The organism is Bacillus sp. FSL K6-3431, from assembly GCF_038002605.1.
GTDB lineage: Bacteria > Bacillota > Bacilli > Bacillales > Bacillaceae_C > Lederbergia.
In genome coordinates, this window is record NZ_JBBOCT010000001.1 from 3,922,654 (window position 1) to 3,948,724 (window position 26,071).

Annotated in this window: 26 protein-coding genes and 3 pseudogenes; 24 read left to right on the forward strand and 5 right to left on the reverse strand. The window is 35.8% G+C overall.

Annotation, left to right across the window (positions count from 1 at the left end):
* Window positions 1-26: 26 nt before the first annotated feature.
* Complete coding sequence (locus MHB53_RS18990) at window positions 27-452, reverse strand: hypothetical protein (RefSeq protein WP_340921329.1); 426 nt, start codon at window positions 450-452, stop codon at window positions 27-29.
* Window positions 436-909, reverse strand: a complete 474-nt coding sequence (locus tag MHB53_RS18995) for a MerR family transcriptional regulator (RefSeq protein ID WP_340921331.1) — start codon at window positions 907-909, stop codon at window positions 436-438. The genes MHB53_RS18990 and MHB53_RS18995 overlap by 17 nt, the downstream gene beginning before the upstream one ends.
* A gap of 868 nt (window positions 910-1,777) precedes the next feature.
* On the opposite strand from MHB53_RS18995, the gene MHB53_RS19000 reads away from it, so the two are divergent.
* The 15 genes and pseudogenes from MHB53_RS19000 to MHB53_RS19070 all read left to right on the forward strand — a co-directional run.
* Window positions 1,778-1,981, forward strand: coding sequence for a hypothetical protein (locus MHB53_RS19000; protein ID WP_340921333.1), 204 nt, complete (start codon window positions 1,778-1,780; stop codon window positions 1,979-1,981).
* Window positions 1,982-2,363: 382 nt separating this feature from the next.
* On the forward strand, window positions 2,364-2,828 hold the full coding sequence (locus MHB53_RS19005) for a hypothetical protein (protein WP_340921335.1): 465 nt from the start codon (window positions 2,364-2,366) through the stop codon (window positions 2,826-2,828).
* A 147-nt stretch (window positions 2,829-2,975) separates the two neighbouring features.
* A complete protein-coding gene (locus MHB53_RS19010; protein WP_340921337.1) occupies window positions 2,976-3,686 on the forward strand; it encodes an ankyrin repeat domain-containing protein in 711 nt (236 codons plus the stop codon).
* A 91-nt stretch (window positions 3,687-3,777) separates the two neighbouring features.
* Window positions 3,778-4,206, forward strand: a complete 429-nt coding sequence (locus MHB53_RS19015; protein WP_340921339.1) for a hypothetical protein — start codon at window positions 3,778-3,780, stop codon at window positions 4,204-4,206.
* 442 nt (window positions 4,207-4,648) lie between these two features.
* Window positions 4,649-5,230, forward strand: a complete 582-nt coding sequence (locus MHB53_RS19020) for a DUF4256 domain-containing protein (protein WP_340921341.1) — start codon at window positions 4,649-4,651, stop codon at window positions 5,228-5,230.
* Between the two features lie 647 nt (window positions 5,231-5,877).
* Complete coding sequence (locus MHB53_RS19025; protein ID WP_340921343.1) at window positions 5,878-6,333, forward strand: MarR family winged helix-turn-helix transcriptional regulator; 456 nt, start codon at window positions 5,878-5,880, stop codon at window positions 6,331-6,333.
* A gap of 137 nt (window positions 6,334-6,470) precedes the next feature.
* Window positions 6,471-6,672 (forward strand): annotated as a pseudogene (locus MHB53_RS19030) (carboxylesterase); the annotation flags it as partial.
* A gap of 174 nt (window positions 6,673-6,846) precedes the next feature.
* A complete protein-coding gene (locus tag MHB53_RS19035; RefSeq protein WP_340921345.1) occupies window positions 6,847-7,239 on the forward strand; it encodes a DoxX family protein in 393 nt (130 codons plus the stop codon).
* Window positions 7,240-7,423: 184 nt separating this feature from the next.
* The gene (locus MHB53_RS19040; protein WP_340921347.1) at window positions 7,424-7,567 is read left to right on the forward strand and encodes a hypothetical protein; all 144 of its coding nucleotides are present in this window, start codon (window positions 7,424-7,426) and stop codon (window positions 7,565-7,567) included.
* A gap of 52 nt (window positions 7,568-7,619) precedes the next feature.
* Window positions 7,620-8,603: a ring-cleaving dioxygenase gene (locus MHB53_RS19045; protein WP_340921349.1), complete on the forward strand. Its 984-nt coding sequence runs from the start codon at window positions 7,620-7,622 to the stop codon at window positions 8,601-8,603.
* 13 nt (window positions 8,604-8,616) lie between these two features.
* Window positions 8,617-9,213 (forward strand): NADPH-dependent FMN reductase, encoded by a 597-nt coding sequence (locus MHB53_RS19050; RefSeq protein WP_340921351.1) that lies wholly within the window; start codon window positions 8,617-8,619, stop codon window positions 9,211-9,213.
* Window positions 9,214-10,089: 876 nt separating this feature from the next.
* On the forward strand, window positions 10,090-10,659 hold the full coding sequence (locus tag MHB53_RS19055; RefSeq protein ID WP_340921354.1) for a dihydrofolate reductase family protein: 570 nt from the start codon (window positions 10,090-10,092) through the stop codon (window positions 10,657-10,659).
* Window positions 10,660-11,394: 735 nt separating this feature from the next.
* Window positions 11,395-12,222, forward strand: coding sequence for a DUF7587 domain-containing protein (locus MHB53_RS19060; protein ID WP_340921356.1), 828 nt, complete (start codon window positions 11,395-11,397; stop codon window positions 12,220-12,222).
* A 38-nt stretch (window positions 12,223-12,260) separates the two neighbouring features.
* Window positions 12,261-12,881, forward strand: coding sequence for a hypothetical protein (locus MHB53_RS19065; protein WP_340921359.1), 621 nt, complete (start codon window positions 12,261-12,263; stop codon window positions 12,879-12,881).
* A 620-nt stretch (window positions 12,882-13,501) separates the two neighbouring features.
* Window positions 13,502-14,007 (forward strand): annotated as a pseudogene (locus tag MHB53_RS19070) (ZinT/AdcA family metal-binding protein); the annotation flags it as partial.
* Between the two features lie 297 nt (window positions 14,008-14,304).
* Here MHB53_RS19070 and MHB53_RS19075 read toward each other — a convergent pair.
* Window positions 14,305-15,330, reverse strand: coding sequence for an aldo/keto reductase (locus tag MHB53_RS19075; RefSeq protein ID WP_340921362.1), 1,026 nt, complete (start codon window positions 15,328-15,330; stop codon window positions 14,305-14,307).
* Window positions 15,331-15,497: 167 nt separating this feature from the next.
* On the opposite strand from MHB53_RS19075, the gene MHB53_RS19080 reads away from it, so the two are divergent.
* The 8 genes and pseudogenes from MHB53_RS19080 (at window position 15,498) to MHB53_RS19115 (ending at window position 21,985) form a co-directional block, all read left to right on the forward strand.
* On the forward strand, window positions 15,498-16,094 hold the full coding sequence (locus MHB53_RS19080) for a TetR/AcrR family transcriptional regulator (protein ID WP_340921366.1): 597 nt from the start codon (window positions 15,498-15,500) through the stop codon (window positions 16,092-16,094).
* 316 nt (window positions 16,095-16,410) lie between these two features.
* Window positions 16,411-16,875 carry a DinB family protein gene (locus MHB53_RS19085; RefSeq protein WP_340921368.1) on the forward strand — a complete coding sequence of 155 codons (465 nt, stop codon included), beginning with the start codon at window positions 16,411-16,413 and terminating at the stop codon, window positions 16,873-16,875.
* Between the two features lie 640 nt (window positions 16,876-17,515).
* Window positions 17,516-18,034, forward strand: coding sequence for a hypothetical protein (locus MHB53_RS19090; protein WP_340921371.1), 519 nt, complete (start codon window positions 17,516-17,518; stop codon window positions 18,032-18,034).
* A 172-nt stretch (window positions 18,035-18,206) separates the two neighbouring features.
* A pseudogene (locus MHB53_RS19095) lies at window positions 18,207-18,460 on the forward strand (TipAS antibiotic-recognition domain-containing protein); the annotation flags it as partial.
* A 316-nt stretch (window positions 18,461-18,776) separates the two neighbouring features.
* On the forward strand, window positions 18,777-19,253 hold the full coding sequence (locus MHB53_RS19100) for a DUF2975 domain-containing protein (RefSeq protein ID WP_340921375.1): 477 nt from the start codon (window positions 18,777-18,779) through the stop codon (window positions 19,251-19,253).
* 10 nt (window positions 19,254-19,263) lie between these two features.
* Complete coding sequence (locus tag MHB53_RS19105) at window positions 19,264-19,479, forward strand: helix-turn-helix domain-containing protein (RefSeq protein ID WP_340921377.1); 216 nt, start codon at window positions 19,264-19,266, stop codon at window positions 19,477-19,479.
* 1,021 nt (window positions 19,480-20,500) lie between these two features.
* Window positions 20,501-21,505, forward strand: a complete 1,005-nt coding sequence (locus MHB53_RS19110; RefSeq protein ID WP_340921379.1) for a DUF3231 family protein — start codon at window positions 20,501-20,503, stop codon at window positions 21,503-21,505.
* 6 nt (window positions 21,506-21,511) lie between these two features.
* Entirely contained in the window at window positions 21,512-21,985 is a 474-nt protein-coding gene (locus MHB53_RS19115) for a hypothetical protein (RefSeq protein WP_340921381.1), read from the forward strand.
* A gap of 214 nt (window positions 21,986-22,199) precedes the next feature.
* Here MHB53_RS19115 and MHB53_RS19120 read toward each other — a convergent pair whose 3' ends face one another.
* Window positions 22,200-22,502 (reverse strand): ATP-binding protein, encoded by a 303-nt coding sequence (locus MHB53_RS19120; RefSeq protein ID WP_340921382.1) that lies wholly within the window; start codon window positions 22,500-22,502, stop codon window positions 22,200-22,202.
* Window positions 22,503-22,854: 352 nt separating this feature from the next.
* Window positions 22,855-23,385, reverse strand: a complete 531-nt coding sequence (locus tag MHB53_RS19125; protein WP_340921388.1) for a TetR/AcrR family transcriptional regulator — start codon at window positions 23,383-23,385, stop codon at window positions 22,855-22,857.
* A 445-nt stretch (window positions 23,386-23,830) separates the two neighbouring features.
* On the opposite strand from MHB53_RS19125, the gene MHB53_RS19130 reads away from it, so the two are divergent.
* Window positions 23,831-26,011, forward strand: coding sequence for an MMPL family transporter (locus MHB53_RS19130; RefSeq protein WP_340921390.1), 2,181 nt, complete (start codon window positions 23,831-23,833; stop codon window positions 26,009-26,011).
* Window positions 26,012-26,071 lie beyond the last annotated feature (60 nt).

A 26,071-nucleotide genomic window follows, 5' to 3' on the forward strand; every position in this document is an offset into this window, starting at 1 on the left:
CCCAGCATGGTTGACTTCACTTCCCCCTATTTGACTGTGGCGTCTGAGTTTTGCTTCATTCTTATGCCCAGTATGATCAAGGTGACATAGATTACGATGGCAATCGAATCAATTAACGTATCCGTAAGCGCCGAAATGTCTTGAAATGCAGTTATGCCAAGAATGACTATCAGTCGGACGATCAGAAGCGACACGATCGTCCATGCGGCAAACCGGATCTTCGATTGCTCGCTTTGGAATGACATGAAAATGAACACAATACCGAAGATCAGATTTTCCGCCGTGATGATGTGCCAAACATACATGAATACTGTTCGGGTATCCATGGCTATCGCATTCACGTGGAGCATCGGCAGCACAGCGGATTGCCCATTCCATGCGTGGGTAACGGAAAACAGTATCGCAAGAATGCCTGCAATCAGATAATAGAAATTCCTAACCTTGATGTCCATGACATCCCTCCTCGGATATTCCCGGTTCCTTCTTTCGAATAGCCTGGTAAATCTCGCCAACGATCTCTGCCAGTCGCTGGTCGCTTTCAGGATTAAAGTCCCTTAGCGTTTCGGCTGCTACGTCGAGCAACTGACTGACCTTCTCTAGATGAGCAATCTTCTCGCGCGTTGCTGCATTCTTGGCATCGAGGAACGCAGCAACCTCCTGGCAATAAGCAGGGTCTACATTCTCCATCCTGTGGAACCCAAACTTTCCCTTGATTTCTTCAAGAGAAAAGTCCGCATACTGCATGATTTGAATGTTCATCAAGTCGATGAGGTCGTTCTTCGAATATCTGCGGTACCTATTGTCTTCCCGGGCTGGCGATACGAGTCCAATCCGGTCATAGTAACGAAGCGTATCCTTCGTCATCCCAAGGATCCTCGAAATCTCTTGTATAGAATAAAGTTTTTCCATGAATTCAGAATAACATTGAAGTTGCCTCCAATGTCAAGTCACTTTTTTTTTCTTCAGCGCAATTAAGCAATATCTGAAGTGTGTTGCGAAATCAGATTACGGTTAAACGGTAACAGGAATTGAATCGCCACCCCTGTCTACCATCAAACAGCAATTTACGAACTTTTGACTTCACGCCGTCGGGCTCCTATAAGAGATCATATGCACCTGAAGTACCCTTGGTAAGCTCCGCAAAAACAACATTGTCTATATTTTTAATAACTTTCACAGTGGTACCCATACCAATCTTTGTACCATGTTGAATGACCGCGTTATAAAATTTGGTGTAGGACTCTTCTAGGAAGTCCTCCTATTAAACTTTCCCGAAGAAGGGGTTGGCGCTTTAGAGCATCGCTTTCCTGGTTCTACCTTAAGAAGAGTTTGGACTTTTATGAGTGAAATGAATGCGAGTCAAAATTTCAGCAAATGTTTACGCTGTTGAAAGTCTCCAATTTAGAAAAGGTTACTATACTTTTTATGGTGGTGTGACTTGTGGTAATCATTTATCTTTACCTTCAAGAAAAATATTGAGATGCGTGAGATTGTGAACAAAAAAAATTCCGCATGATTGACTTCAAAAAGAGGATTAAAACAACTCATTAACAGCTAGCTGATTAATTAGATAAGTGAGTTTGATGATACGCATTTCAACATTAAATATAAAAAGGGAGAGGTTTTTCGTGGATATGAAATAAAGTATAATAGCTTATTTTGAAGATTGACTATCTTGAATGAGTCTGAAAGTACATAAAAACTTTGTTGCAATTATGTTAATATTTAATAAGCGAACCATGCCATATTGTGGAATAACACAAAAAGGATGGTTTAAATGCATAAAAGCTATTCTTGGAAAAGTTATACCTTTTTGATTATAAGTTTACTGGTTGCTCTTTCTATGATTCTTTTAGATCCAATTGCTACGGCAACAACAGAGCAAGTTGGTTTTTGGATTATGATTTTTATTGTTGTGGCTAACGTAGCTTCCATTATACTGATGGTTTTGACATTTTCAAATATGAAAAGAAAAGAATAGCTGTTATTGCGTTGTTTTAACCATTATCAATATTGCAATCATAATTTTTTTCCTATGGTTTGGAGCCAATTTCGCACAATAACATATATACTTCACTAATGGGGCTGGTAATTAAGATATCCCGCAATCGGAATGGAATGTTGAACATGGTAGTTAGAAAATGATTAAACTTTATGATTAATCAAACTGATTTTACTAAAAAAGAATTCATTTTGATCAAACTGTTATTTCAAAATATTGTTCTTTTATTTACCGTAAAATACGGGTTTGTGAGATGTTTTTAAAGTTATATAATCCTTATTGGAATAACAGGGATGAATTGTGCGATTAACGTTGCAATTTAAGATATATGTTTTCGATAGCTAAAATTGGGAGGTCGAATATGAACGGATTTCTGAAGTTACTTATAGGATTGTGTTTAATTTTTACATTAACAGGGTGTATTGGTGAAGATTATGATGTAGGAGTGCCAACTGCTCATTTAAATTTGGATATTTCATCTGTACAATTAACAGAAGCAAATATCAATTGGGATACAGCAAGTGAAGATGTACAACAAAAGATAGAGGATATTGAAAAATTTGCATCATCACTGGATGAAATAAAGGTTTTTCCAAATCAGAAAGCATCTTTAGATTTTAAAGAAAACGAGGAAAATGGCGGAGATATTTGGACAGACCCCAAAATAACAGTTTCCCTATTAAAAGATGACCAACGAATCGAACTCTCATTGGACGATACAAAAGAATTTCAATTCCCAACTAATAAAGGGAGTTATGCCTTGGAAGTTGAATTTATTAATTCGGCAGGCAATGCTCAATATTTAGGGAATGTTCTAATTCAGTGATTAAAGCATAGCTCTTGGACGAGAGATTATGAAGTATATAGCATGTCCATGTTGAACCAAATGAGGAATCTGTTTATTATCTAATATAAACAAGAAGTAGAATAGATGTAAGTTAACAAATCAGGGATAGAATTGAGGCGTTAAATTTTGAGAAAGTGGACAGTGATATTGATAGGTTCTATGTTATTGCTCCAAGGATGTAATTCAAATAATAGTGACGAACTGACTCAACCAGAAAAGGAGAGAGAAGTTATGCATGAAGGGTTGGATGAACAGCTAATTGAAGCAGTAGAACGTGAAGATACAGATGTCGTAAGTAATCTGATTAAGGAGGGGGTAGATATTAATGCACAGGACTCCAAGCAACGAACTGCTACTATGATTGCGACTTATAATAATGATGTTTCAACTGCAAAGGTATTGATTGAAGCGGGTGCAGATGTAAATATCCAAGATGATATGCTAAACAATCCCTTCCTCTATGCCGGAGCGGAAGGTTATTTAGAAATCTTAAAACTAATAATTCAAGCAGGAGCAGACCCTACGATCACAAATCGATATGGAGGGACTGCATTAATTCCTGCGTCAGAACACGGGTATATTGATGTAGTCAATGAACTTCTGACAAATACGGATATCGATGTTAATCATATAAATGATCTCGGATGGACAGCTCTTCTAGAAGCCATTATTTTAGGAAATGGGAGCAACAAACAACAGCAAACCATTCAGTTGCTTATAGAACATGGAGCGGATGTTAGTATTCCGGATAGCAATAAGGTATCTCCGCTAACACACGCACAGGAGAGAGGATTTAAAGAGATTGAGGAAACTTTGTTAAGTGCAGGAGCAAAATAATTAAAGTGAATGTCTCCCTGTTATTTTCTTCTTACCTCCTTTTATTAAGAAAGAGCATTAGAACCAGTGTAATCCACAAATGAGAAGAATCGTGAACAATATGATTTTCTATTTGAAGGGGCTAGTCATCAAATGCAGCTCGACTCAGAGTAAAAGTGATGAATCTCCTATTGCAGATACAGTTGGTTCTTTGGATTCTGAAAACGCTGATTCTAACGGCCGAGCAGATATTTCAGTAAATACATCTACAATAGAAGACGATGGGAAATCCTCCAGTAATAGCAATGTTACTGTGGGTAAAAAGGAAGAATATCTCAAGAAACTTAATGAGATGAAGGAATTACAAAGAAACTCAGATGCTAAAACAACAACATTAATTATGGAGGAAGAAGAGGCAGAAAGATATAAAACTTGGGATGAGGCATTGAACGAAATCTATGGTGTGTTGAAAAACAGCATGGTACAGAACAGATGTATAAATTACAGAAGAACAACGGAACTGGATAAAACACATAGATGAAGTTGCGAAAGAAGCTCACTAAAATATAAAGGTGGTTCGACGGAATCATTAGAATATGTGGCTACACAAGCAATTCTTACAAAAGAAAGATGCTATGAGTTAGTCGCAAATTATATGAAGTAATTTTTCATCAATTGACCCTGTGGGTATATAAGTTTTGCTATTATTGTGAATAACTGTACTTATGTCCTTAAAGTAACGGGGAACTATCGTTAAATAAGAAATTAAATGAGACGTTAGTATCTACTCTGAGTGGGTATTTGTCTTGAGTATAAATTAAGACAGGCTTACCAAAGGAACAAATTTGATTTTTTCTTTATTAATAGAGTGGAATAATATCGTTTTACCCATTAGTCTTAGAAAATGATTTATTAAAAAAAATATGCAAATATTATTATATGCTTAAACCATGATGAGTAATAACAATAAGGAGGAAGCGAACATGACAGAGAAAAGTAAAGTCAGCAATAAAAAGGAATTGTCACAAGAAGAACGTAATGAATTATTCAGTGTATTGGAAATTCGCTTTGAGAAAAACATGAACCGCCATAAAGGTCTTGAATGGGCTAAAGTCCAAGCAAAGCTCGATGCTAATGCTGAAAAACTATGGTCGCTCAATGAAATGGAAATAACGGGTGGCGAACCGGATGTTGTTGGTCATGATAAAAAGAAAGACGAATACATTTTTTATGATTGTTCAGCGGAAAGTCCTAAAGGTCGCAGAAGTGTTTGTTACGACCGTGAAGCACTGGAGTCAAGGAAAAAACATAAACCAGAAAATAACGCTATTGATATGGCAACTGCTATGGGCATTGAACTTTTAACGGAAGAACAATATCGAGCGTTGCAAAAACTTGAAAATTTCGATAAGAAAACTTCGAGCTGGGTGCAAACACCCTCTGATATTAGAGAACTCGGCGGTGCCCTTTTTTGCGATTTTCGCTTCGGGCATGTCTTTGTGTATCACAATGGTGCAGACTCTTACTATGGCGCCAGAGGGTTCCGTGGCTCTATAAGGGTCTAAGTTTTGCATAGACAGCTAAATTTGAAATTGAGAACGGACCCCTAGTGGAGACTTTAATTTCCTTCGTCAACTATTGGGTGCATTGTGGAGAAATGTAGGTAGAAGTTAATCAATCTTTTTCCAAATGGATTCTTTTTATCTAACGTAAAATGTGTGTTGCAAGGGGTTTTCGATCAGAATCTATTCCAAGACTACAATGCTATAGATTTATAAAAAGGATTGATCATTTATAATAAAGTTTGATTAAAACATTCTTAAAGATGATGCGAAGTTATAATTTCGTATCATCTTCTATTATTTCTCGGTTTAATAATTGCAAGAATATTTCCGGATTGGTTAATTTAAAGAATGGGCAGGAGGTGCGTAAAATGCTGAGAATTTACGAAATGTAAAGGGGAAAAAATATCATCAATTAATTGATGTAATTTCAGACAATGTAATCATTTTGCTTTTGTAGAAAATAGACAAATGATGGACTTTGAAGAAGAACGTCTTGCTTATATTAATCATCTGATAGCTGAAATAGAAGAACATCTCATTTATTATTTTATTAAGTTGGTATCAACTTTTAAGGATCAGTTGACATATGCAAATAAATTAGTATATAATTATTTCGAATTAGAGATAAATTAGAAGGAATGGTTATCATGGATAGTCAGGATAAAAAGAATTATGAAGAGGATTTGTCTTTAAAGGTATTTATTGTCCTATCAAGGGCGCTACAATCAATTAAAAAGCGTGTGGAAGAGGACATAAAATGTTTAGGACTAAATCCAACTGAGTTTTCTGTTCTAGAATTAATCTATAGTAAAGGTGACCAACCAATACAAAAAATTGGCGAAAAAGTATTGATTGCAAGCAGTAGTATTACCTATGTTGTAGATAAGCTTGAGAAGAAAAAATTAATAGAAAGAAAGCCTTGTCCTAAAGATCGTCGTATAACATACGCAGCAATAACAAATGAAGGAACTGAACTGATGAGTGAAGTCTTTCCAAAACATAAGGTAGCCATGAAAGAAATATGTGGTGGATTAGACTCGAAAGAAAAAGAAGTTTTGATTGAACAGCTGAAAAAATTAGGATATCACGCACAAAGCATGTAAAATTTTTAATCATATATCACGAATTGGTAATATACTAATATGAGACAAATGACTATGAGGTTATCAAAAACCTGTCAGTGAATCTGTAACCTATATTTAGTATAAAATAGGAGTGAAATTAAATGATTAAAAAAACAAATGGAATGCCTCGCTTCTTTAAGAGGTTAGCAGAAGGAATTTTCGATGAAGAAGACCTTATATTTCGTACCAAAGAGTTGAATTTAATTCCTTGATGAAGCAGCACGAGAGTATGGTTTTAAACGAGATAATATTATTGCCATTGGTTACTTTAATGGAGCGGATATTGCTGCAAGTTTATTATTTCATTACCAAAATGCGTAATTTTAGTGAGAGTAATCTAGTGTTCTTTAAATTTAGGGTGAAATCATTATGCATTTTAGGTTGTCCGGAAAATTTATTGTAAAAATATAAATAAATACCTTGAATTAAAGATATACTAAATGGTAATATACAAGTTGGAGATAAAAACATTAAATATTGGAGGGACATCTTATGTCAAAAAGAAATGAAATTGGAACCTTTTTACTTCGTGTTATGCTAGGTCTTGTCTTTTTAGCAAACGGAGTTTCTAAGTTTCAAGGCGGTATAGAGAATACAGTAGGTTGGTTTGATAGCATAGGTATTCCAGGATTCCTTGCTTATGCAGTAGGTACGATTGAATTAGTAGGTGGTATAGCTATGATCCTAGGTGTAGGGACTCGGATCGTTTCACTATTATTTGGTATTATCATGATTGGTGCAATCTTTACGGTGAAATTGCCAGATGGATTTCTTAATGGCTATGTTTACGATCTTGTATTATTAGTCCTTGCAGCACACATCGTCTTGAATGGTAGTAAGTTATTATCTCTTGGTCAACTAATATTTAAAGGAAGGGAAGCGTAGAATTTCTAAACCCCAATATGATTGACTTTGTCATTTGTATGCTTGAGTAGCTAAGCCGCCTTCACCATTTTTTGAGTATAAATAAAGTATTGACATTTGCAGTGTATTCATGGTAAATTTAGTTTGAATTAGAGATACTTCAATTCATTGTATTTAGAATTAATGCTATAGAGGCGTGATACGATTGGAAATAGTTCCAAAAAAGTTGCATGCTGTTTTTGCAAATCTCTGTTCCTCCCAATCTATTCATGAAGTGATTAGAAAAGATGCAGCTAAATATAAATTGAATCCAGCAGGGTCACGTAAAGATATTATACTTTTTAAATAAATATCTCGAATTAGCGATACTTCAATTCAAAGTAATAATAGGAGGAAGCATAATGAACCATTTAAAAGGAATGCACCACGTAACAGCGATTACAAGTAGTGCAGAGAAAAACTATGAATTTTTCACTTATGTATTAGGAATGCGTCTCGTAAAGAAAACAGTAAATCAAGATGATATTCAAACGTATCATTTATTCTTCGCAGACGATAAAGGCTCTGCCGGTACGGATATGACATTCTTTGATTTCCCAGGTATACCAAAAGGTACGCATGGAACGAATGAGATTTATAAAACAGCTTTCCGTGTCCCGACAGATGTTGCATTAGATTACTGGTTGAAACGCTTTGATAAGTACGAAGTGGATAATAATGGAATTGAAGAAGTGTTTGGTAAGAAAACTATTTCATTTGTGGACTTTGATGACCAACAATATATGTTAGTATCTGATGAATTTAACAAAGGTGTTGAATCAGGAACACCTTGGCAGAATGGTCCAGTACCATTGGAGTTTGCGATTACAGGTTTAGGACCCATTCATGTTCGTATTGCTCAATTTGATTATTTAAAAGAAGTTTTGGAAAATGTATTATTAATGCGTGAAATCGCTAAAGAAGGTTCACTTCATTTATTCGAAGTCGGTGAAGGTGGAAATGGTGCGCAAGTAATTGTGGAGCATAATACGATTTTGCCAGCTGGCCGTCAAGGATTCGGTACAGTCCATCACGCAGCTTTCCGGGTGGAAGATACGAAAGTATTGAATGAATGGATTGAACGTATGAAAGAATTTGGTTTCGGTACTTCAGGCTATGTGGATCGCTTCTTCTTTGAATCTTTATATGCACGAGTAGCACCTGGTATACTCTTTGAATGGGCAACAGATGGTCCAGGATTTATGGGGGATGAACCTTATGAAACAGTGGGGGAAATTTTATCGTTACCTCCATTCCTTGAAGGGAAACGCGAACAAATTGAGGCTTCAGTGCGACAAATTAACACGGTACGTAGCACACTTAACATAGAAAAAGAGTACTTATAAGGTGGTGAAAAAAATGGGATTTTTAAATAAATTATTTGGAATACAACAAGAGGAGGAAAAAACAATGACAAAATCAAACATAGGTATTATTTTAGGATCAACACGTGAGGGACGCGTAAGTCCACAAGTAGGGGCATGGGTAAAAGAATTAGCAGATAAACGTGGAGATGCAAACTACACTATTATCGATATCGCAGATTACAAATTACCACTTTTAGGTGAAGCAGGAGGCGACGCATCAGGTGCAGCAGCATGGTCAGAAATCATTGCAAAACAAGACGGATTTGTATTCATCGTTCAAGAATACAATCACTCTATCACAGGAGCACTAAAAAATGCATTAGATTACCTACGTGATGAATGGAACAACAAAGCTGCTGGTATCGTATCATACGGTTCTGTAGGCGGAGCTCGCGCAACAGAACATTTACGTGGTATTTTAAGTGAATTACTTGTAGCACATGTTCGTGTACATCCAGCTTTATCATTATTTACAGACTTCGAAAATGGTACAGACTTCAAACCAGCTGCTGTACAAGCAGATTCAGTAAACCAAATGTTGGACCAAGTTATCTCTTGGACAACTGCATTAAATACAATACGTAAATAATTTTAAAGCATGCAAATCTCTACAAATCACAAAATGTGCATAAGCACATGTACATTTTGTGATTTTAATGAATGAATTTTGAGCAAAACGATGTCAAGTGGTTTGAAGGTTTTGCCCAGAGTTTATACCGGATATGAAGGAATAAGATAGCGGGCCATCACCATATTTCCATGATTACAAAAAAGGATAACTAAGACCGAGAGGCTATCGAAAACCGCTAGGCGAGTTTGTGAAATACATGTAAATAAAATCTGAAACCCATTGAGAGTCGGGTTAAATGACCTAATTACCGTTGGAAGTGGACATAATACACCAAATTAGGTTTTATCATGAATGAACATCTTAGACAGAGATGAATGAGGAAAGGATATAATCATATAAGAAGTCTGCCCCTTTATTCGTATAGGGCAGATTTCTTTTTTTGCAGGTAGTTTGTCATCCTGACTGACGAACAATATGATCCACCCAAATATCACACTGAATATTAAAATAAACTTCTCTTTCTTTATCACCTTACCCGCTAACAATTGCTGCAATTCTTATCCAACGAAACAATTTTTCTAATTCTATAAACTGTAGGGATCATGAATTAAAACAAAGCATTTTACAAAGTAGCCCATGCTTCACGTAGATATTCAATTTCTCTTTCTGTTAAAAACTTTGCCCAGATATCCCTCCACCAATTTTTTTATTAGAGGAATATTGCCATTACTATCGAAAAGAAGAAGGAAAGCCATATTTTACTAACTGGTAGTTTAGTTGAACAATAGAAAAATTATTGTTAAAATAATTAGAAACATACGTTCCGTTAATTGTGTAATCCTTATTCAACAGGGCAGAAGAAACAATATCTGAATGATAATAGGAGGAAGAGTTGTGTCAAATAACGTAAAACAGAGAAGAATAATGTTAGATTTGGCCGTTACTTTAGATGGTTTTATTGAAGGGAAAAATGGAGAAGTTGATTGGTGCATTATGGACCCTGATATGGGGTTCACTAATTTCTTGAATCAAATTGATACTATTTTATATGGTAGAAAAAGTTACGATTTATGGGGACAATATATTCCGAAAACTGAAGACTCTGATAGCGAAAAAGAAATTTGGGAATTGGTTCATAGTAAAGAGAAATATGTGTTTTCCAGAACACAAATAGGGACTGATAATCGAGCAATATTTATAAATGAAAATATTCTTGAAGAAGTAAATAAATTGAAGAGTAAGCCTGGTAAAGACATCTGGCTATATGGCGGAGCAAGTCTCATTACAACTTTTATAGGTTTAGGGCTTGTTGATGAATTTAGATTATCTATTCACCCTGTTATTTTGGGAGAAGGAAAACCGATGTTTATTGATATAAAACAGAGAGTAAATTTAAAAATGGTTAATCAAAGAACGTTCTCTTCTGGCGTTGTGCAACTAATCTATCATCAGAATGGTAATTAATAATAAAATTATCAATACTATACACTATTGAGTTAAAAATTAAAACTATCTTATTTAACGGGTGCTTTCTTTGTAATAAGGGAAGTACCCTTTTCAATTCAAGGACGAGCATTATTATAATAACCGATATCTTGTTGAATGCTGTACTCTACGTCTCGCTGATACGGCCAAAAAATTACTTAACTTACTTCGTGAGGCAGAATGTTAAAGTTGGATGTATCACGAATTTATCTATGAAATCTTAAGTTATGAAATGGTGAGTTTCCAGACAATGACTTTTGAAAACTACGACCTGAAAGTGCGGTCTGCCATTGCTCCTCAACGCTCTTATCTAAAGCAGAAATCGGATGAACGATTAATGTCATCATCTATTTCATTAACCTTTCTGTTTTGGTATTCCTATACCTGAAAAGTTTTGAAAAGATGCACTCACCAAAAGAGCGTAAGAACCAATTCTACTTGACGGTTACAGCAACGGAAAAACGGTGGAATAAGGGAGGATAAACAGTATCTGGTTGGTTTCCTAACCCAGTAACCCAAGTATTTTCAAACACTATTAAAAGCTACAGAGCTGGTTTTATATTATGGGTCTAAATTACCAAATTCTAAAATTTGATAAATTACATAGACTTTTCTGCCAATCTTTTCTATGATAAAAACGTATAATAGACAAATCTAACATTAATTTCCGGGGTCTGGGGAACTTTTGATGTGTAGATACAGGAGGAGAGTCGGTTGAAAGGATTTAAATTTCCAAATCTACTATTTATCCTGATTGCATCTTTCGTATTGCTATTTATTCAGCCATATCAGGCTGCCGGAGAAGAATCGGCCTTTTTAAACAATACTGTATCTGCCTCCGGGAGCATTGCCGAAACGGATGAAGGGTTATTGGAACCGATCACAGATTGGTTCGGTAGTCTGAGAGAGAATACAGATAACACTATTGAGGGTATCAAAGAAAAATTTGACGGGATCGTCGGTTACATAGGTGAATTGTTTGAAAGTGTTGATGAGTCGATCGCGGTATTTACTGGTGGAGGAGATTCGAACGAGGAAATTACGAACCTCAACAATACAATCGATCAGATTGAAGAAAAACTGGGAGACATCAGTCTTAATCTGGACGAAAACACAGTATACCGCGTCTTACGGGAGGATGAAAATCCGGATAAGGGCATTTTCGCCAAAGCACCGGAAAGGGAACATATCACGATTGCGGGGCATGTCAACAATGGAAGTAAGAAAACATTTAAAGGATCCAAATATATATCAACTACCAAGAGTTTTGAGGTAGCACTGGAAAATGCAACAAAAGATATTATGAATGCAGGTAAAGCTCAGGATCTCCGGATCATACAGATTGATTTGGATAAGGTGCCTGATACGTATTATGATTTAACCGACCCGGATGTCCAAGATAAGTACCTGGTTAATTCGAAAGGGGAACCATGGGAAAAGGTAAGGAGATACGCCAATAAATCTCAGGAATTGCTGATTGAAAATGTTATACCACCAGAAGCAATCAACCTGCTTGGTCGCCCTTCCGAATTTATGAAATGATAAATTCCCGTTGATTGGGAAGAGGAGCGTGAGACGAAATGAATCAATCATCTTTACTGGAAATATTCATCGAGTCCGAAACGGATTTGCTTGTTGAACTGCGTATGGGTAATGGTTTGGACCGGGAAGAATATGAAAAGTTTATAAATGTATTCACAGAGCTTACCAGACTGTGGGACAAAGAAGACTGGGTACCAAATAAAGCAGTCCAGCCGATCATTGAAATCTATGCTGAACTGTATCAGTTTTCATTGAATTATTCGGATGAAGAAGCCAAGCGGATACGTGATGCTGCAAAACAGATTAGCATGCTGAGAGAGCAGTGCCTTTCTGGTGATGGGATGCCGAATCGCTATCAGGCCGACATCACTCAGAATCTGATAAAATATATCGATGAAAACAATGGCTTTTTTGTTCAAATGGAGCAGGGAAAAGGCATGGATGAGGAGCAGTTTGAAAAGGTACTTCAGGAACTGACGAAAGTTCACGGGGAAATAACCTCTTGGGAAACGATCCCAAAATCGGTGGTGAAAATACTAAGTGCCTTCTATGAAATGGATTTACTTGTAATCAAGTATGAGGACGTATTCAAAATGCAGGAAGAAGCAGACAAAATCTATGACGCATATGAAAGAGTATTTGAACTAATTGCTGGCTAGAAAAAACCGAACAGTGCCGGGTACTGTTCGGTTTTTATGGTTGTATGTTATACGGTAATGAATGGGAAGAGCAGCGGGAGAACTTGATTATGTAATTGGAGGGTATTCCATTGTTATTCAATAGTTTTAACAAAAATAAATTAATATAAATTCGGGCGGATTCAATAGGGTTCGCTCTTTTTTCTTTTTGTCGTGAGCTACTAAATCCTTTGTCGGTACTGGATTCAGGAGGGTTTTAGTCGCTTTTTAGTTGTTTTTTCAACTCTTTAAATCCGTAGGGTTTTGAGTCCCAATCCAGTTAGTTTCTCAACTGCTAAACGCGATCAATTTCCATCCTTTTCTCCTGATCTTCCTTCTATTCATGGAAGAACTTAACTACAATGGAGGAATACTCCTCCACATAAGACGATATCCTGGATCCTGGTGAAAATAGGGGAAGTGGGTTGAAGTTTTGGGGGGAGAAGGGATAGACTTTTTTACAGATACATATCTACGAAGACTTCTGGATAGGAACACATTTAGCGATATTGGGACATTTTTCCTTGACGTGCACATAAGATATTTATATAATGCAAATCGTAACCATTACGATTTGCGGAGAAGGAGTGTTTTAATGAAGATTGTTATTTGCAAAACGGTTAAGCCTATTAACTATTAGTCTATTACTAATATTAGTAGGGTGTCAGACTTTGGGTTTATCCGAAGGCGATTCTAATGAAACAACAAAATCCTCATCAGTTAAAGAAGGCTCATCCAAAACGCAAGAGCAAACATCTGAAAGTCAACCACATGAAAGTGAACACGATCATAGTCATGTAAATGATAAAGAAACAAAAAAATTTATGACGGCTATTTTGAAGACAGCCAAGTGAAGGATCGTTCACTCTCCGATTGGGGAGGGGACTGGCAATCTGTATATCCATACCTACAAGATGGTACGCTTGACGAGGTTTTTGCTCATAAAGCAGAACATAAAGATGGCATGACAGCTGAAGGATACAAAGAATACTATAATAAAGGGTATCAAACAGATGTTGACCGTATTTTAATTAAAGAGGATACTGTATCGTTCTTTAAAAAAGGAGAAGAATATACTGGTGAGTATCTCTATTGTGGCTTTGAAATAGAGTTTGATAATTTATAATAAAGATTGATCATTTCGAATAAAGTTCGATACAATCATCTTGATATGTTGGATTCTGTTAATGCAACAATCAGGCCATATTTTGGAATAAGAACTTCACGGGAAATTAGATATTTAACAAGGATAATCTGTAGGGGCAGAATCAGAAAAGGCTTTGTCAGGGGCGAGGTAGCCGTAAGAAAATAGGTTATAAAAGTTCCTATAATCATGGTCCGGAAAACGATAAGATCCGAAGCAGCACCCGGCGTTCGCCCTGCGCTGCTTGATCATTTCTTATCTTTACCGCCTGCGTCGGGAAGCATCCAACCATTCCGGCGTCCAAGCAGGATCTTGATTATCCTTTTTGCTCCCGGGGGGAACGATTTCATCGATGGCATCTAGCATATCGGGACTAAGCGTCAAATCAGTTCCAGCTAAATATTTCTCCAATTGCTTCAGTGTGCGCGGTCCCACAAGGGTTGAAGTGACAGCCGGATGGCTTTGGATAAATGCGACAGCCATATGTGCCAGTGTTATCCCTGCCTGATCGGCTACTTGCTTCAGCTGTTCGATGACTGCAAACTTTTGCGCATTTCCCGGCAATTTCGGATCGAGTGTGCGAGCGGCATCCCCCTTTAAAAGCGCCGCCCGTGATCCGCTGTCCGCTGCCCGACCTGACGTATACTTGCCCGTCAGCAGACCGCCAGCCAACGGGCTGTAGGTCAACAAAGCAAGATCGTGGCGTCGAGCGACTTCGGCAATGTCTATCTCGATGCTTCGGTTGAGAATCGAGTACGGAGACTGCTCGCTGACAAACCGCTGCAAATAGCGACGCTCGCTTGCCCCCTGTGCCTCTGCCAGCTGCCAGGCTTGATGATTGGAAGTGCCGATATGATGGATCTTGCCTTCTTGTATCAGATCGCTCAGCACGCCCAGAATTTCTTCGAAAGCAACGTCCCCGAATGGGTGATGCAGTTGATAAAGATCAATATAATCCGTTTGCAGCCGCTGGAGGCTTTGTTCGACTGCCTGCCGAACCCAGCGGCGAGAAGCACCGCTTTGATTCCGCTCGCCATTCGGCTCTGCCCCGAATTTCGTTGCCAGGATAACCTCGTCCCGTCTGCCCTTGATCGCCTCACCGATGATTCTTTCCGATTCTCCATCCCCATAACGGTTAGAGGTATCGATCAGATTGATGCCGGCTTCCAGCGCCTTGTGAATAATTTGGATTCCCTCTTCCTTGTCGGTAAGCGATCCAAAAACCCCTCCTCCCAGGGTATATTGACTCACCTTAACACCCGTGCGCGCCAAATCTCGATATTGCATGATTATCCATCTCCTTTTTAATGAACACGTGTTGATATGTTTTATTGGATCTATTATAATAAAGCCAATCGTTCGGAACAATCAACAATGTAAACGAACTGTTCAATAAAGAACACAAAAGTAATACTGACCATTATTATGTTTGGCTATCGAAAGGAGTACGAATCATGGAGGGAAGAACTGATCTACGGTCTGTTCGGAGCCGCAAGCTCATCGAGCAGGCGCTGACAGACATCCTGAGCAATCAGGGGATCAAGGAGTTAACCGTTAAAAATTTGTCACAAAAAGCCGGTATTAACCGCGGCACCTTTTATTTGCACTACAAAGATATTTTCGACCTAATCGAGCAAACGGAGTGGATGCGGGGATTGCTGAAAATATTTGAACCTATTCGGCTGAACGATCTCATGAAGCATTCGGATGAGAAATCGCCATTCCCAGCTATCGCTGAGGCCTTTCGGTATTTGCACCTCCATGCTTTTTTTTTCAAGGCCGTTTTTCATCCCTCTGCCCCAGTCGAATTGGGAGAGCGGCTGAAGTACCTGGTCGGGACCCGTTTGTACGAAAGTCTGAAGCAGGAACAGCCCAGTTCTAGTTGGTCCGTTCTGCCCGCTGGTTATATCATCGCTTATCTGGGCTCTGGGCAGTTCGGGTTGATTCAGCATTGGTTCATAACCGATCGAACGCTTCCCCCGGACGAAATTGCTCTGATGCTGACTCGGTTTATCCGTAATTCTCCCTGTTTTTCCCATCATTTTAGCTAAAACTAACAATAAATGATATATCAGGCATGTTGAGATCTTTCTCAAACGGGCGCAATTGCGGAAGATCATAGAGTGAAAAGTGATCAAACTTTTTTATCAAAACTAAACTTAAATTTACCAAGAATAATCCATTTTGATCAATATTTATTTCAAAACGGATTCTTTCTATTTACCGTAATCTTAGGGTTTACTCCATATTTCTAATCAAACTTTATTCTAAAGCTACATTAGTATCCTTTCTTTACTTCACTGACTACCTTTATCAGGGTTGATGTTTTAAAATGAAAGGGACAACTAATTAAGGAGGCGACCAACGATGGTCATGACATTGGAGCAGTTTCGCGAAATTTTGGATGAGAATCGTCGTTTAACCATTCGAACAATTGAGGCTTTCCCTGAAGATAAGTTATTCACCTTTGCACCGGTCGAACCGCTGCGGCCATTCTCAAAAATGATTTTAGAGATACTAGATATTGAACGGGGATATATACGCGGTATCGCTCTCGATGAATGGGAATATAGCCAACCTTTTGCTAGTGTTTCGACCAAAGCGGAACTTTTAGACGGTTGTCATAAAACCAAAGAGGATGTGCAAAAATGGTGGCCAAAAATCAACAAGGAACAGTTGCACACCGTAGAAAAAGATCCTTTTTTTGGTGGCGAAATGAGTCATTTCGAACGTCTACATTATGCGTTGGAAAATGAAATCCACCATCGGGGCCAAGGTTTTATTTACTTACGGTTACTTGGGATTGAACCGCCAGCGTTTTGGGAGCGATAATAAAAAGGGACAACATTTTTATTTAACCCGGATTCGTTTTTTTATACCGAGAAACTTTTAGGTAAAACCAGATAGCTGAATGACGAAGTGAAATCTATCCAATAACGGGAAAAACGTATGTTTTTCCCGTTTTGATATAAACCTCTATGTAAAAAGTTGAATTCCACCTTGTGGATTTGAAATAAAGTTGTACCGTTTTATAAGGGTAATTATAAAGAAAACACTGTTGTATAAGGACTTTTGAAAATTTCTGATCAACCTTTTTTACAAAAATTTCAAACTAATTTACAAGAAGAGAATCCATTTTATGAATTCATTCTAAGAAGAAACCCACACATTTTGATTAATCTTTTTTCAAAATGTTTGGGTTTTTTATATGATAAAATCAACGGTGGCAGCGTCTTTTTAATCAAACCCTATTCCAAATCAATAGATATTGTAAATTTGAAACAAAGTCACGATGTTCTTGCCCTAAACCATTTATTCTAGGGCTTGTTCTTTAACTAGGGGCAACTTTAATGAAAAACACGATATAAGAATCATATCGAGTATAATATTTATAAGTTACATTTTTTTCTTTATATTCGATGTATTGTGATTGATTTAAGATTTAGCTTTTTTAAAGAAAGAAGGATGTGAAATGAGAAAATTTGTCGTGTATGCTGTGGCTATTTTAGGTAATGTTCTACTAATTAATTGGTCAGAGCTATGGTATGGTGCAGAATGGTTTACTGAATGGTTATTTGGTTTTTTAACTATAGGTTTATTTGCATTGTTTTTACAAGGATGGAAGCGATATAGCCCAAATGGCGTGGGGTTAATCTTAATAACAGCATTTGGATTACTAACGATTAATTCTATTTTTTTTGTGCAAAATTTTCCAGCTAGCATATGCAGTTTATTGTTAGGACTATTACTCATGCCACTTTATAAAAATCATCAAGATGCGGTTTTAACTGCATGGGGCTTTGTGTTAATAAACATACTAATTAGTATAGAAGTGCAAAGTGATATTACGATGTCGCTGCTATTTTTAACAACTGGAATAGGGGCCTTAGTTGGTTTTCGTTTACAATTTTTATTGTTAAAACGATGTTTTACAGTGTTTTTTTCTCTAACGGCTTTGGTTTTGCTATTTGATTTTTTGTTGTCGTTTTAAAATAAAGTTTAAAGGGTAATTTTCAAAAAAATTGCGATGAAAGCCAAAATGAAGCCTTAGAAAATGCTGTTTTCATAAGGTTTCACAGAGGTTGTAATTCTTATGAAAGAAAAAATGGTGTTTGATGATCTTTTTCAAAAAAGGAATCAAACATATCTTATTGGATCAAGCAAAAATATCTAGAAAAATAGCATCCTGGGTATGATTCAATCTCCTTCTTCTGATGAAGTACAGCAATTAATTACAGAATGGAAGAGTTATCTTGAACAATCGATTGCTTGTGACGCTGAAATGCTAACATGTATTGCAAACACGTATAAATTTGATAATCAATTTAAAAGTTATATAAATCAGTTTAGCAATGACGACTTAGCCGAATTTTTATATAACGCTATTATGCATCATATCAATCGAAAGAGGGGGTAATCTCATCCTTTTATAGTAGAACATATACACCATCTTAAAGTTTGATAATTTGAAAAGAAGTTTAATCAAAACCCAATTTGAAAATAAAATACTTAAACTAAGACGCAGGCAAGTTAGCAGTTGAACAATTTGTAAATGAATAGTCTTAAGCTTTATAGCATTTCTTTTTTTATGAGGAATGCTTTTTATTTTTGTCTAAGAATAAAAGGGGATTTACATAACAATAATAATGTAATAAAAATCAATAATAATTTATTGTAAAACGATAAATTATATGTTAAAGTCAAATTGACAATAAATAAGTGAGGTGCTTTTTATGAAACGAGGTTCAACAATCTTTTTAAAAATAGCTGTTTTTCTTATTGGAACTCCAGTTCTTGCTTTATGTATATTTGGGTTGCCTTGGTTAGCTAATAATCCAGTAAATCCAGATTATACCCATATACTTTATCCCATTTTAATAGGTATGTATGTATCAGTAATACCGTTTTTCATTGCATTGTATCAGGCCTTTAAACTTTTAAGCTATATTGACAAGAATCAATCATTCTCTGAACTGTCTGTTAAATCTTTGAAGAATATCAAATTCAGTGCAATGATAATCAGTGGTTTATATGTGGTAATTATCCCATTTGTTTTTCTTGTAGCTGATCTAGACGATGCACCAGGTCTCATAATAATCGGAATGGTCCCTATTTTTGCTTCAATGGTTATCGCAGTCTTTGCTGCTGTTCTCCAAAGACTCTTGCAAGAAGCCATCGATATAAAATCAGAAAATGACTTAATAGTCTGAGGTGAATAACATGGCAATTATAATCAATATTGATGTGATGTTGGCTAAAAAGAAAATGAGTGTTACAGAACTTTCGGCGAGGGTTGGAATAACAATGGCTAACCTTTCTATATTGAAAAACGGTAAGGCAAAAGCGATTCGATTATCAACTTTAGAGGCGATTTGTAAGGCTTTAGAATGTCAGCCTGGAGATATTTTAGAATACAAAATTGACGAAGACACTTAAGGATAAATAATGTTCACTAACCCTATCTTTTTCTTTTTAAGATGACAATAATAGACATTAAAATTATTCAACGAACTGGTGCAATAACTTCAATAAGGAGTAATACGATTTTCTTATTCAAGTATCGGGCCAGGGAGTTGAATAAATGCAATTTATAAGAATGGTGACATCAGTAGGCAAACACTAAGCAATGTTTCTTTACATCTTTTGCTAAATTATGTTTATTATGAAGGAGTTGATTCGCTTGATAATTTTCGCGGAAATTTTACGTGCAATTTCTATAGGAGTACTAGTTATTAGTTCTGCTTTTTATTTTCGTCATTTGGTTAAAACCAAGAAACAGAGAAAACTATCAACTTTTGAATTTAAAATGTACATAATAATTCAGATTGCGTATCTATTATTTACAATCAGTTTATTGATTTCTATATTTGTTGATTGATTGTTGCGAAGGATTAAACTAATAAGGAATTAGTGAATTAGTACTTAGTAAGAGTTCGTAAACAGTAGAGTCATCATTATTTAAAAAGAATTTTCAGTATGATGTTAATCTTTCTTTTGTGATAAAGTTATCCATACTTTATCACCTTTTCCTCTAACAATTGGACCAATTGATGCAATTCTTATCCAACGAAACAATTTCTCCAATTCTACAACCCATTGAGAACATGAATTCAAACACAAAGCATTCTCCATAGTGGTCGTACATGCTTCACGTAGATATTCAATTACTCTTTAATTAAATTGATAGAAGAAGTTAATAGGAAAAGTTCTTTTTGATAACGGTTGTTGTAGACAAATAAAAAAGCCGATTTTCCACACTATTATCCGAATACCCTATTAAAGCACTTACTACTTCAGAAATAGAAAAGGTTATTAAAGGGTATTTACCCTCAGTTTTTTTGTCCTGGAGATTTAAGGAAAGTAATTGGTAATGTATTATTCTTGGTGGTTGTTCTCTCATATATTTTTCAATTACGGGCATATTATTCCTTGATGTATTAAAAGGGAGGTTGTTCAAATGGAAGATAAAACAAATATTCGATTAACGGCTGCGGAAATGTCTAGCTTATGGACCCAATTTATAAATGATACATTAAGCGTCTGTGTTAATACATACTTCTTAGAAAAGGTGGAAGATGAAGAAGTACGTCCAGTTATTGAATCGACATTAAATCTGGCGAAATATAATATTTCGGTTATGAGCGACATTTTTATAAAAGAAAAATTCCCTATACCTATGGGATTTACGGATCAAGACGTAATTCCACAAGCTCCAAAACTCTTTTCAGATACTTTTGTACTAATGTATTTAAGGGAAATGTCCATTCTTGCAATGGCAGGAAGTGGAGCAGCATTGGGATTAGTGACTCGACCTGATGTGGTTGACTTTCATAAAAAGGTGTTAAAAGAAGGAATTGGTTTGCAGGACCAAACACGGGACTTAATGTTGAAACAAGGTACATATGTAAGACCTCCTTATATTTCCGTTCCAGACAAAGTAGATTTTGTAGAAAAGCAACAATTTTTGGCTGGCTTTTTTGGAAAGAAAAGAACTCTTACCTCTGTGGAAATTACTCATTTGTTTTTAAATATCCAAACCAATTCTATTGGAAAAGTCCTAATGATGGGATTTGCTCAGACAGCAAAAAATGAGGAAGTTAAGCAATTTTTATTAAGAGGAGGAAAAATTGCCCAAAAGCATATGGAAGTATTCGGGAGCTTTTTATTAAAAGAAGACATTCCTGCTCCAATGAGTTGGGATTCTGCTGTTTCAGATAGCACAGCAAATGTTTTCTCAGATAAGTTAATCATGTTTCATGTATCAGCAATGATAGCAGCAGGTATTGGAAATTACGGAATGGCCATCGCTGCCAGTCCAAGAAGAGATGTAGGACTTAAATACGCATCTTTAATTCCGGAAATTTCTTTTTACGCCGAAGATGGAGCCAATATTATGATTAAACATGGGTGGATGGAGGAACCACCACAGGCAGATGACCATGAAGCATTGGCAAAGGGTTAGAACGATGTGGCGAATGAAAAAGAAACGTTATTTTGGAGCATTGCACTTCCAGGTTTCGGTCAGTTTCTGAATGGTAAATATGTAAAAGGTGTTATACTCACTTTTTTGGAAATTATAGTGAATGTTCAAGCTAATTTCAACGAAATAATTATTTCAAGTTTTCACGGTGAAATTGAACAAGCGATTAGTCAGGCCGATTATCAATGGTTAATGTTTTACCCTTGTTTGTATTTCTATGCAATATGGGATGCGTTTAAAGATGCAGGGGGAGGAAAAGAAAGATATTCTTTTCTTCCATTTGTATTTTCAGCGTACTTTGTTACAGTTGGATGTATTTATTCCTCCAACTTTCGGTTGTTTGGAGTATTATTAGGACCTGTTTGGCTTCCAATGTTGTGTTTAATACCCGGATTAGCTGTGGGAGTCATATTAAAAATAATAATGAGAAAAAGTACAAGAAATGCCGGCTCCAACTCGTAGTGCAAATATAGCTTTTGTATAATGTTGAGAAAAGTCTTGTATCAGTTTTTTTAATAATAAGCATCGGGTTAGATTATTGAAAAACCTTTAGATTTAAACTTGCAAGAATGACTCTTTCAAAAAGATCCGAGGTCTTCTTATACAACGCACTTATGTACATGTTAGTTATAATTACAAAAAGAAGTAAGAGAAGGACGTTTTAAGACATATTGTCTTATGAACGTCCTTCTTTCGGCAATATAATATGGAATGATGTTCCTTTAGAAAGTTCGCTCTCAACAGAGATTGTACCGCCATGAGCTTGAACAAGTTTATAGACAATTTCCATTCCAAGTCCAGTGCCCTCAAAGGAGGAATCAGTTGTTGTTCCACGGTAATATTGTTGAAAAAGATTTTCTATCGTATGAGTGGGCATGCCAACGCCATTGTCTATAATGCAGATCACTACATTTTCATTATGGTCGGAAAGCTGTGTATATATATCGGTATGTTCAGGATTGTGTAAAATTAAATTCATAAGAATAAATATTTTGCAAAATACGTTGCATGAATTTATGATCAAATTCAACGATTATCGCAGGCGTATCTGTTTTAAAGTGCAGTTTATAATTACTTGCTTGTGGATAAGATAATGACTTATGTTGGCACAACTACTTTTGAAAAGGTGCTCTAGATATTGTTGATGTCTTAACAATATTAAAGCAGAAAATGAGGTAAGCAGGATTAACGGATGAACCAATTGATACTATCTAATTTATAATCCAGTTTAATGCATTTGATTGGAGAATGGTGATTTTAATCTTGTAAAGGGGGCATCTTTCAAGATTATCCTTTTGAATTATACAACTTTATTAATAATGTAATAGCGATTAGTTGACGTACATGCTTTTTAATATTTGTACAACTTCTTCAGTAGAAACTTTCATATCATCATTAATCCACTTTCGTATTACTTCAATGGTTCCTCCTGTGGCATAAGTGAAAAAGTATTCTATATGCGTCTCATTAGCATTTGGTAACTGTTTTTTTTCTGCAATTGTACTTTCATAAGTGGAATTCAAAATTGTATTTAGTACACGAGAGCTACTTTTTTCATTTAAAATGATTTTGCAAAATTCCTTATTTTTAAGTATCAAATTCAAAATTTCATAGAGGGATTCGTCTCCTGAATTATTAATAGCACTCATCATTTTCTCTATCATTTCATCTTCAATACTTTTCATTAAATCAAATGGATCATTGTAATAGGAATAAAAAGTTCCACGATTAATATCTGCTTCTTTACAAATCTCCGTAACAGTAATTTTATTTAAGCTTTTTTCCTGAAGTAATAGTAAAAAAGCATCTGTAATTACCTTTTTACTATACAAAGTTCTTCGGTTTCCTTTTATACCAACCATATAATTCCCCTCCTACATATCAATCAAATTTCTTTAAGATGTTTTTAATTAAACAAAATAAAAAAGAAGTGTCCTTTTAATAACATCAAGATTAACTTTGCATATTGTTACCTTCAACTAGCTCTAATATACTATTTCTATACTATTAAAACAACATGATGTTTAAATAATGACATATTGTTTTAATGTTATGTATTCTAGATTATTAGGATTATCTCTAACCTATCGTAATGATTTTGATGCAAGGATATTTGAACAAATAATGCTCAAATATAGATGATTCACCTTGTATATGGCTAAAAGAATAGGAAGGAAAGGTATTAATATACAATCTAACAATTTAGCACTATCTCAATGTTGATAAACTAAATTGATGTATTTAATTAAGATGGTTTATCTGGATTACAACAAGATGAGAAATATATAGGATGAGAGGGAGCTATAAATGGCAAAGTATCTTTATAAATTAGGAAAATGGGCAGCAAACAATAGTAAAAAAGTAATTGGAGGCACATTAGCACTTCTCGTTGTGATAGCGATTTTTGCAATAAACCTGGGGCCCAATTTTTCTGAAGAGATGTCTATACCTGGAACAGAATCAGAAAAAGCTCTTCAACTCGTGAAAAAGGAATTTCCAACTAATACAGGTGGTCAAGTACAATTAGTATTAAAAGCACGAGAAAATAAAACCTTAGATTCTAATGAGGTTAATAAAGTAATTACAGATACACTGAGTGAGATAAAAGAAAAAGATGGTCATGTTGTTTCCGTAGCAAGCCCAGTAGAGTTAGGGAATTTAAGTGAAGATAAAAAAATAGGGTATGCTGTTGTTACTTACAATGTAGTAGCAGATAAGGTATCGGAAAAATCAAAGGAAAATATTATACAAAACATTGAAAATACTTGTGATGCTGGTATCCAAACAGAGTTAGCTGGTGATGTTGTATTTTCTGAAATGGAAATAGGGGGAATCACAGAAGTTATTGGAATAGTTGTCGCTTATGTTATATTGGCGATTACTTTTATTTCCTTCTTAGTGGCTGGAATGCCAATTATAACAGCAGTTATCGGACTAGCTATAGGTCTATTATTGATCGTGATCGGGACAAATTATTTAGATATTACATCTGTTTCGATAACATTAGCTGCAATGTTAGGACTGGCAGTAGGCATTGATTATGCTCTCTTTATTATGACTCGTTTTAGACAACAACGGAAAGAAGGATACTCTGTACAAGAGTCTGTAGCAATTGCAACTGGAACAGCGGGGAGTGCAGTAGTGTTTGCTGGTATAACAGTTATCATAGCCCTCTTAGGTTTATCTGTTGTAAAGATACCATTTTTAACAATGATGGGTCTATCTGCTGCTCTGTGCGTTTTATTAGCAATATTTATTGCGATCATTGTGGTGCCAGCATTTTTAGGAATGATGGGACATAAAGTGGGTCCGGAAAGAAAAAATACCTTTTTAAGTAAAATCATTAAAAGTAATAAAAAACAAACTACTTCCGATAGATGGGGGGATTTTGTAGCAAAACGCCCGTGGAGGGTTGCAATTATTGGAGTTGTACTTCTTTCTATAATTGCTATCCCTATTTCCCATATGGAACTCGGACTTCCAGATAACGGATCGAAAAATGAAGAGACAACAGAAAGAAAAGCATATGATTTATTAACTGAGGCTTATGGACCAGGCAATCAAGCAACATTACTTGTAGTTGCTAAAACCTCAAGTGAAATAACCGATCTACAATTGGCATTAAATGATACTGTAGAAGAGTTAAGTGGTTTATCAAATGTAAAAAATGTTAGTCCAGCTATTCCTGGACCTTCAGGAGAATTATATCTTATTTCTATTACTCCAGAAACAGGACCAAACGATTCAGAAACAAAAGATCTTGTAAATAATATTAGAGAAAAGTCTGAAACCCTGGAAAAATCCGATCATATAAAATTAATGGTTACAGGTACTACGGCAGTAAACATTGATATATCACAAAAGTTAAGTGATGCATTGCCAATATTCGCTATATTAATTATTGGATTTTCATTCATTTTATTAATACTAGTGTTTAGGTCTATTCTTGTTCCGTTAAAAGCAGTTCTAGGATTTGTACTTTCTTTAGGTGCAACATTAGGATTCACTGTATTTGTTGTACAAGATGGAAATTTAATTAATTTATTTGGATTTCCCATCGCAAATCCTGTATTAAGCTTTTTACCTGTGATTGTCATAGGGATTTTGTTTGGGCTAGCAATGGACTATGAGGTTTTTCTAGTTAGTAGAATGCGTGAAGTATATACGCATACCGGGGATGCACGCAAAGCAGTTTTAGTTGGAATGAGAGATAGCGGTGGAGTAGTTACAGCTGCTGGGTTGATTATGATTTCAGTGTTTACTGGATTCATGTTAGCACCAGATCCAATGATTAAATCAATTGGTTTAGCTCTCACATTTGGCGTTCTATTTGATGCTTTTGTGGTCAGAATGGCTATTGTACCAGCAGTAATGATCATAATGGGAAAATCAGCTTGGTATTTGCCAAAGTGGTTAGATAAAATACTACCAGATTTAGATATTGAAGGAGAATCATTTATGAAAGAGATAGAAAGGAATAAGGAATAATAGTTTGATGCAAGTTATTAACTATAGGGCGGATGGAAGTCGAATTTTGTTATTCTTCAG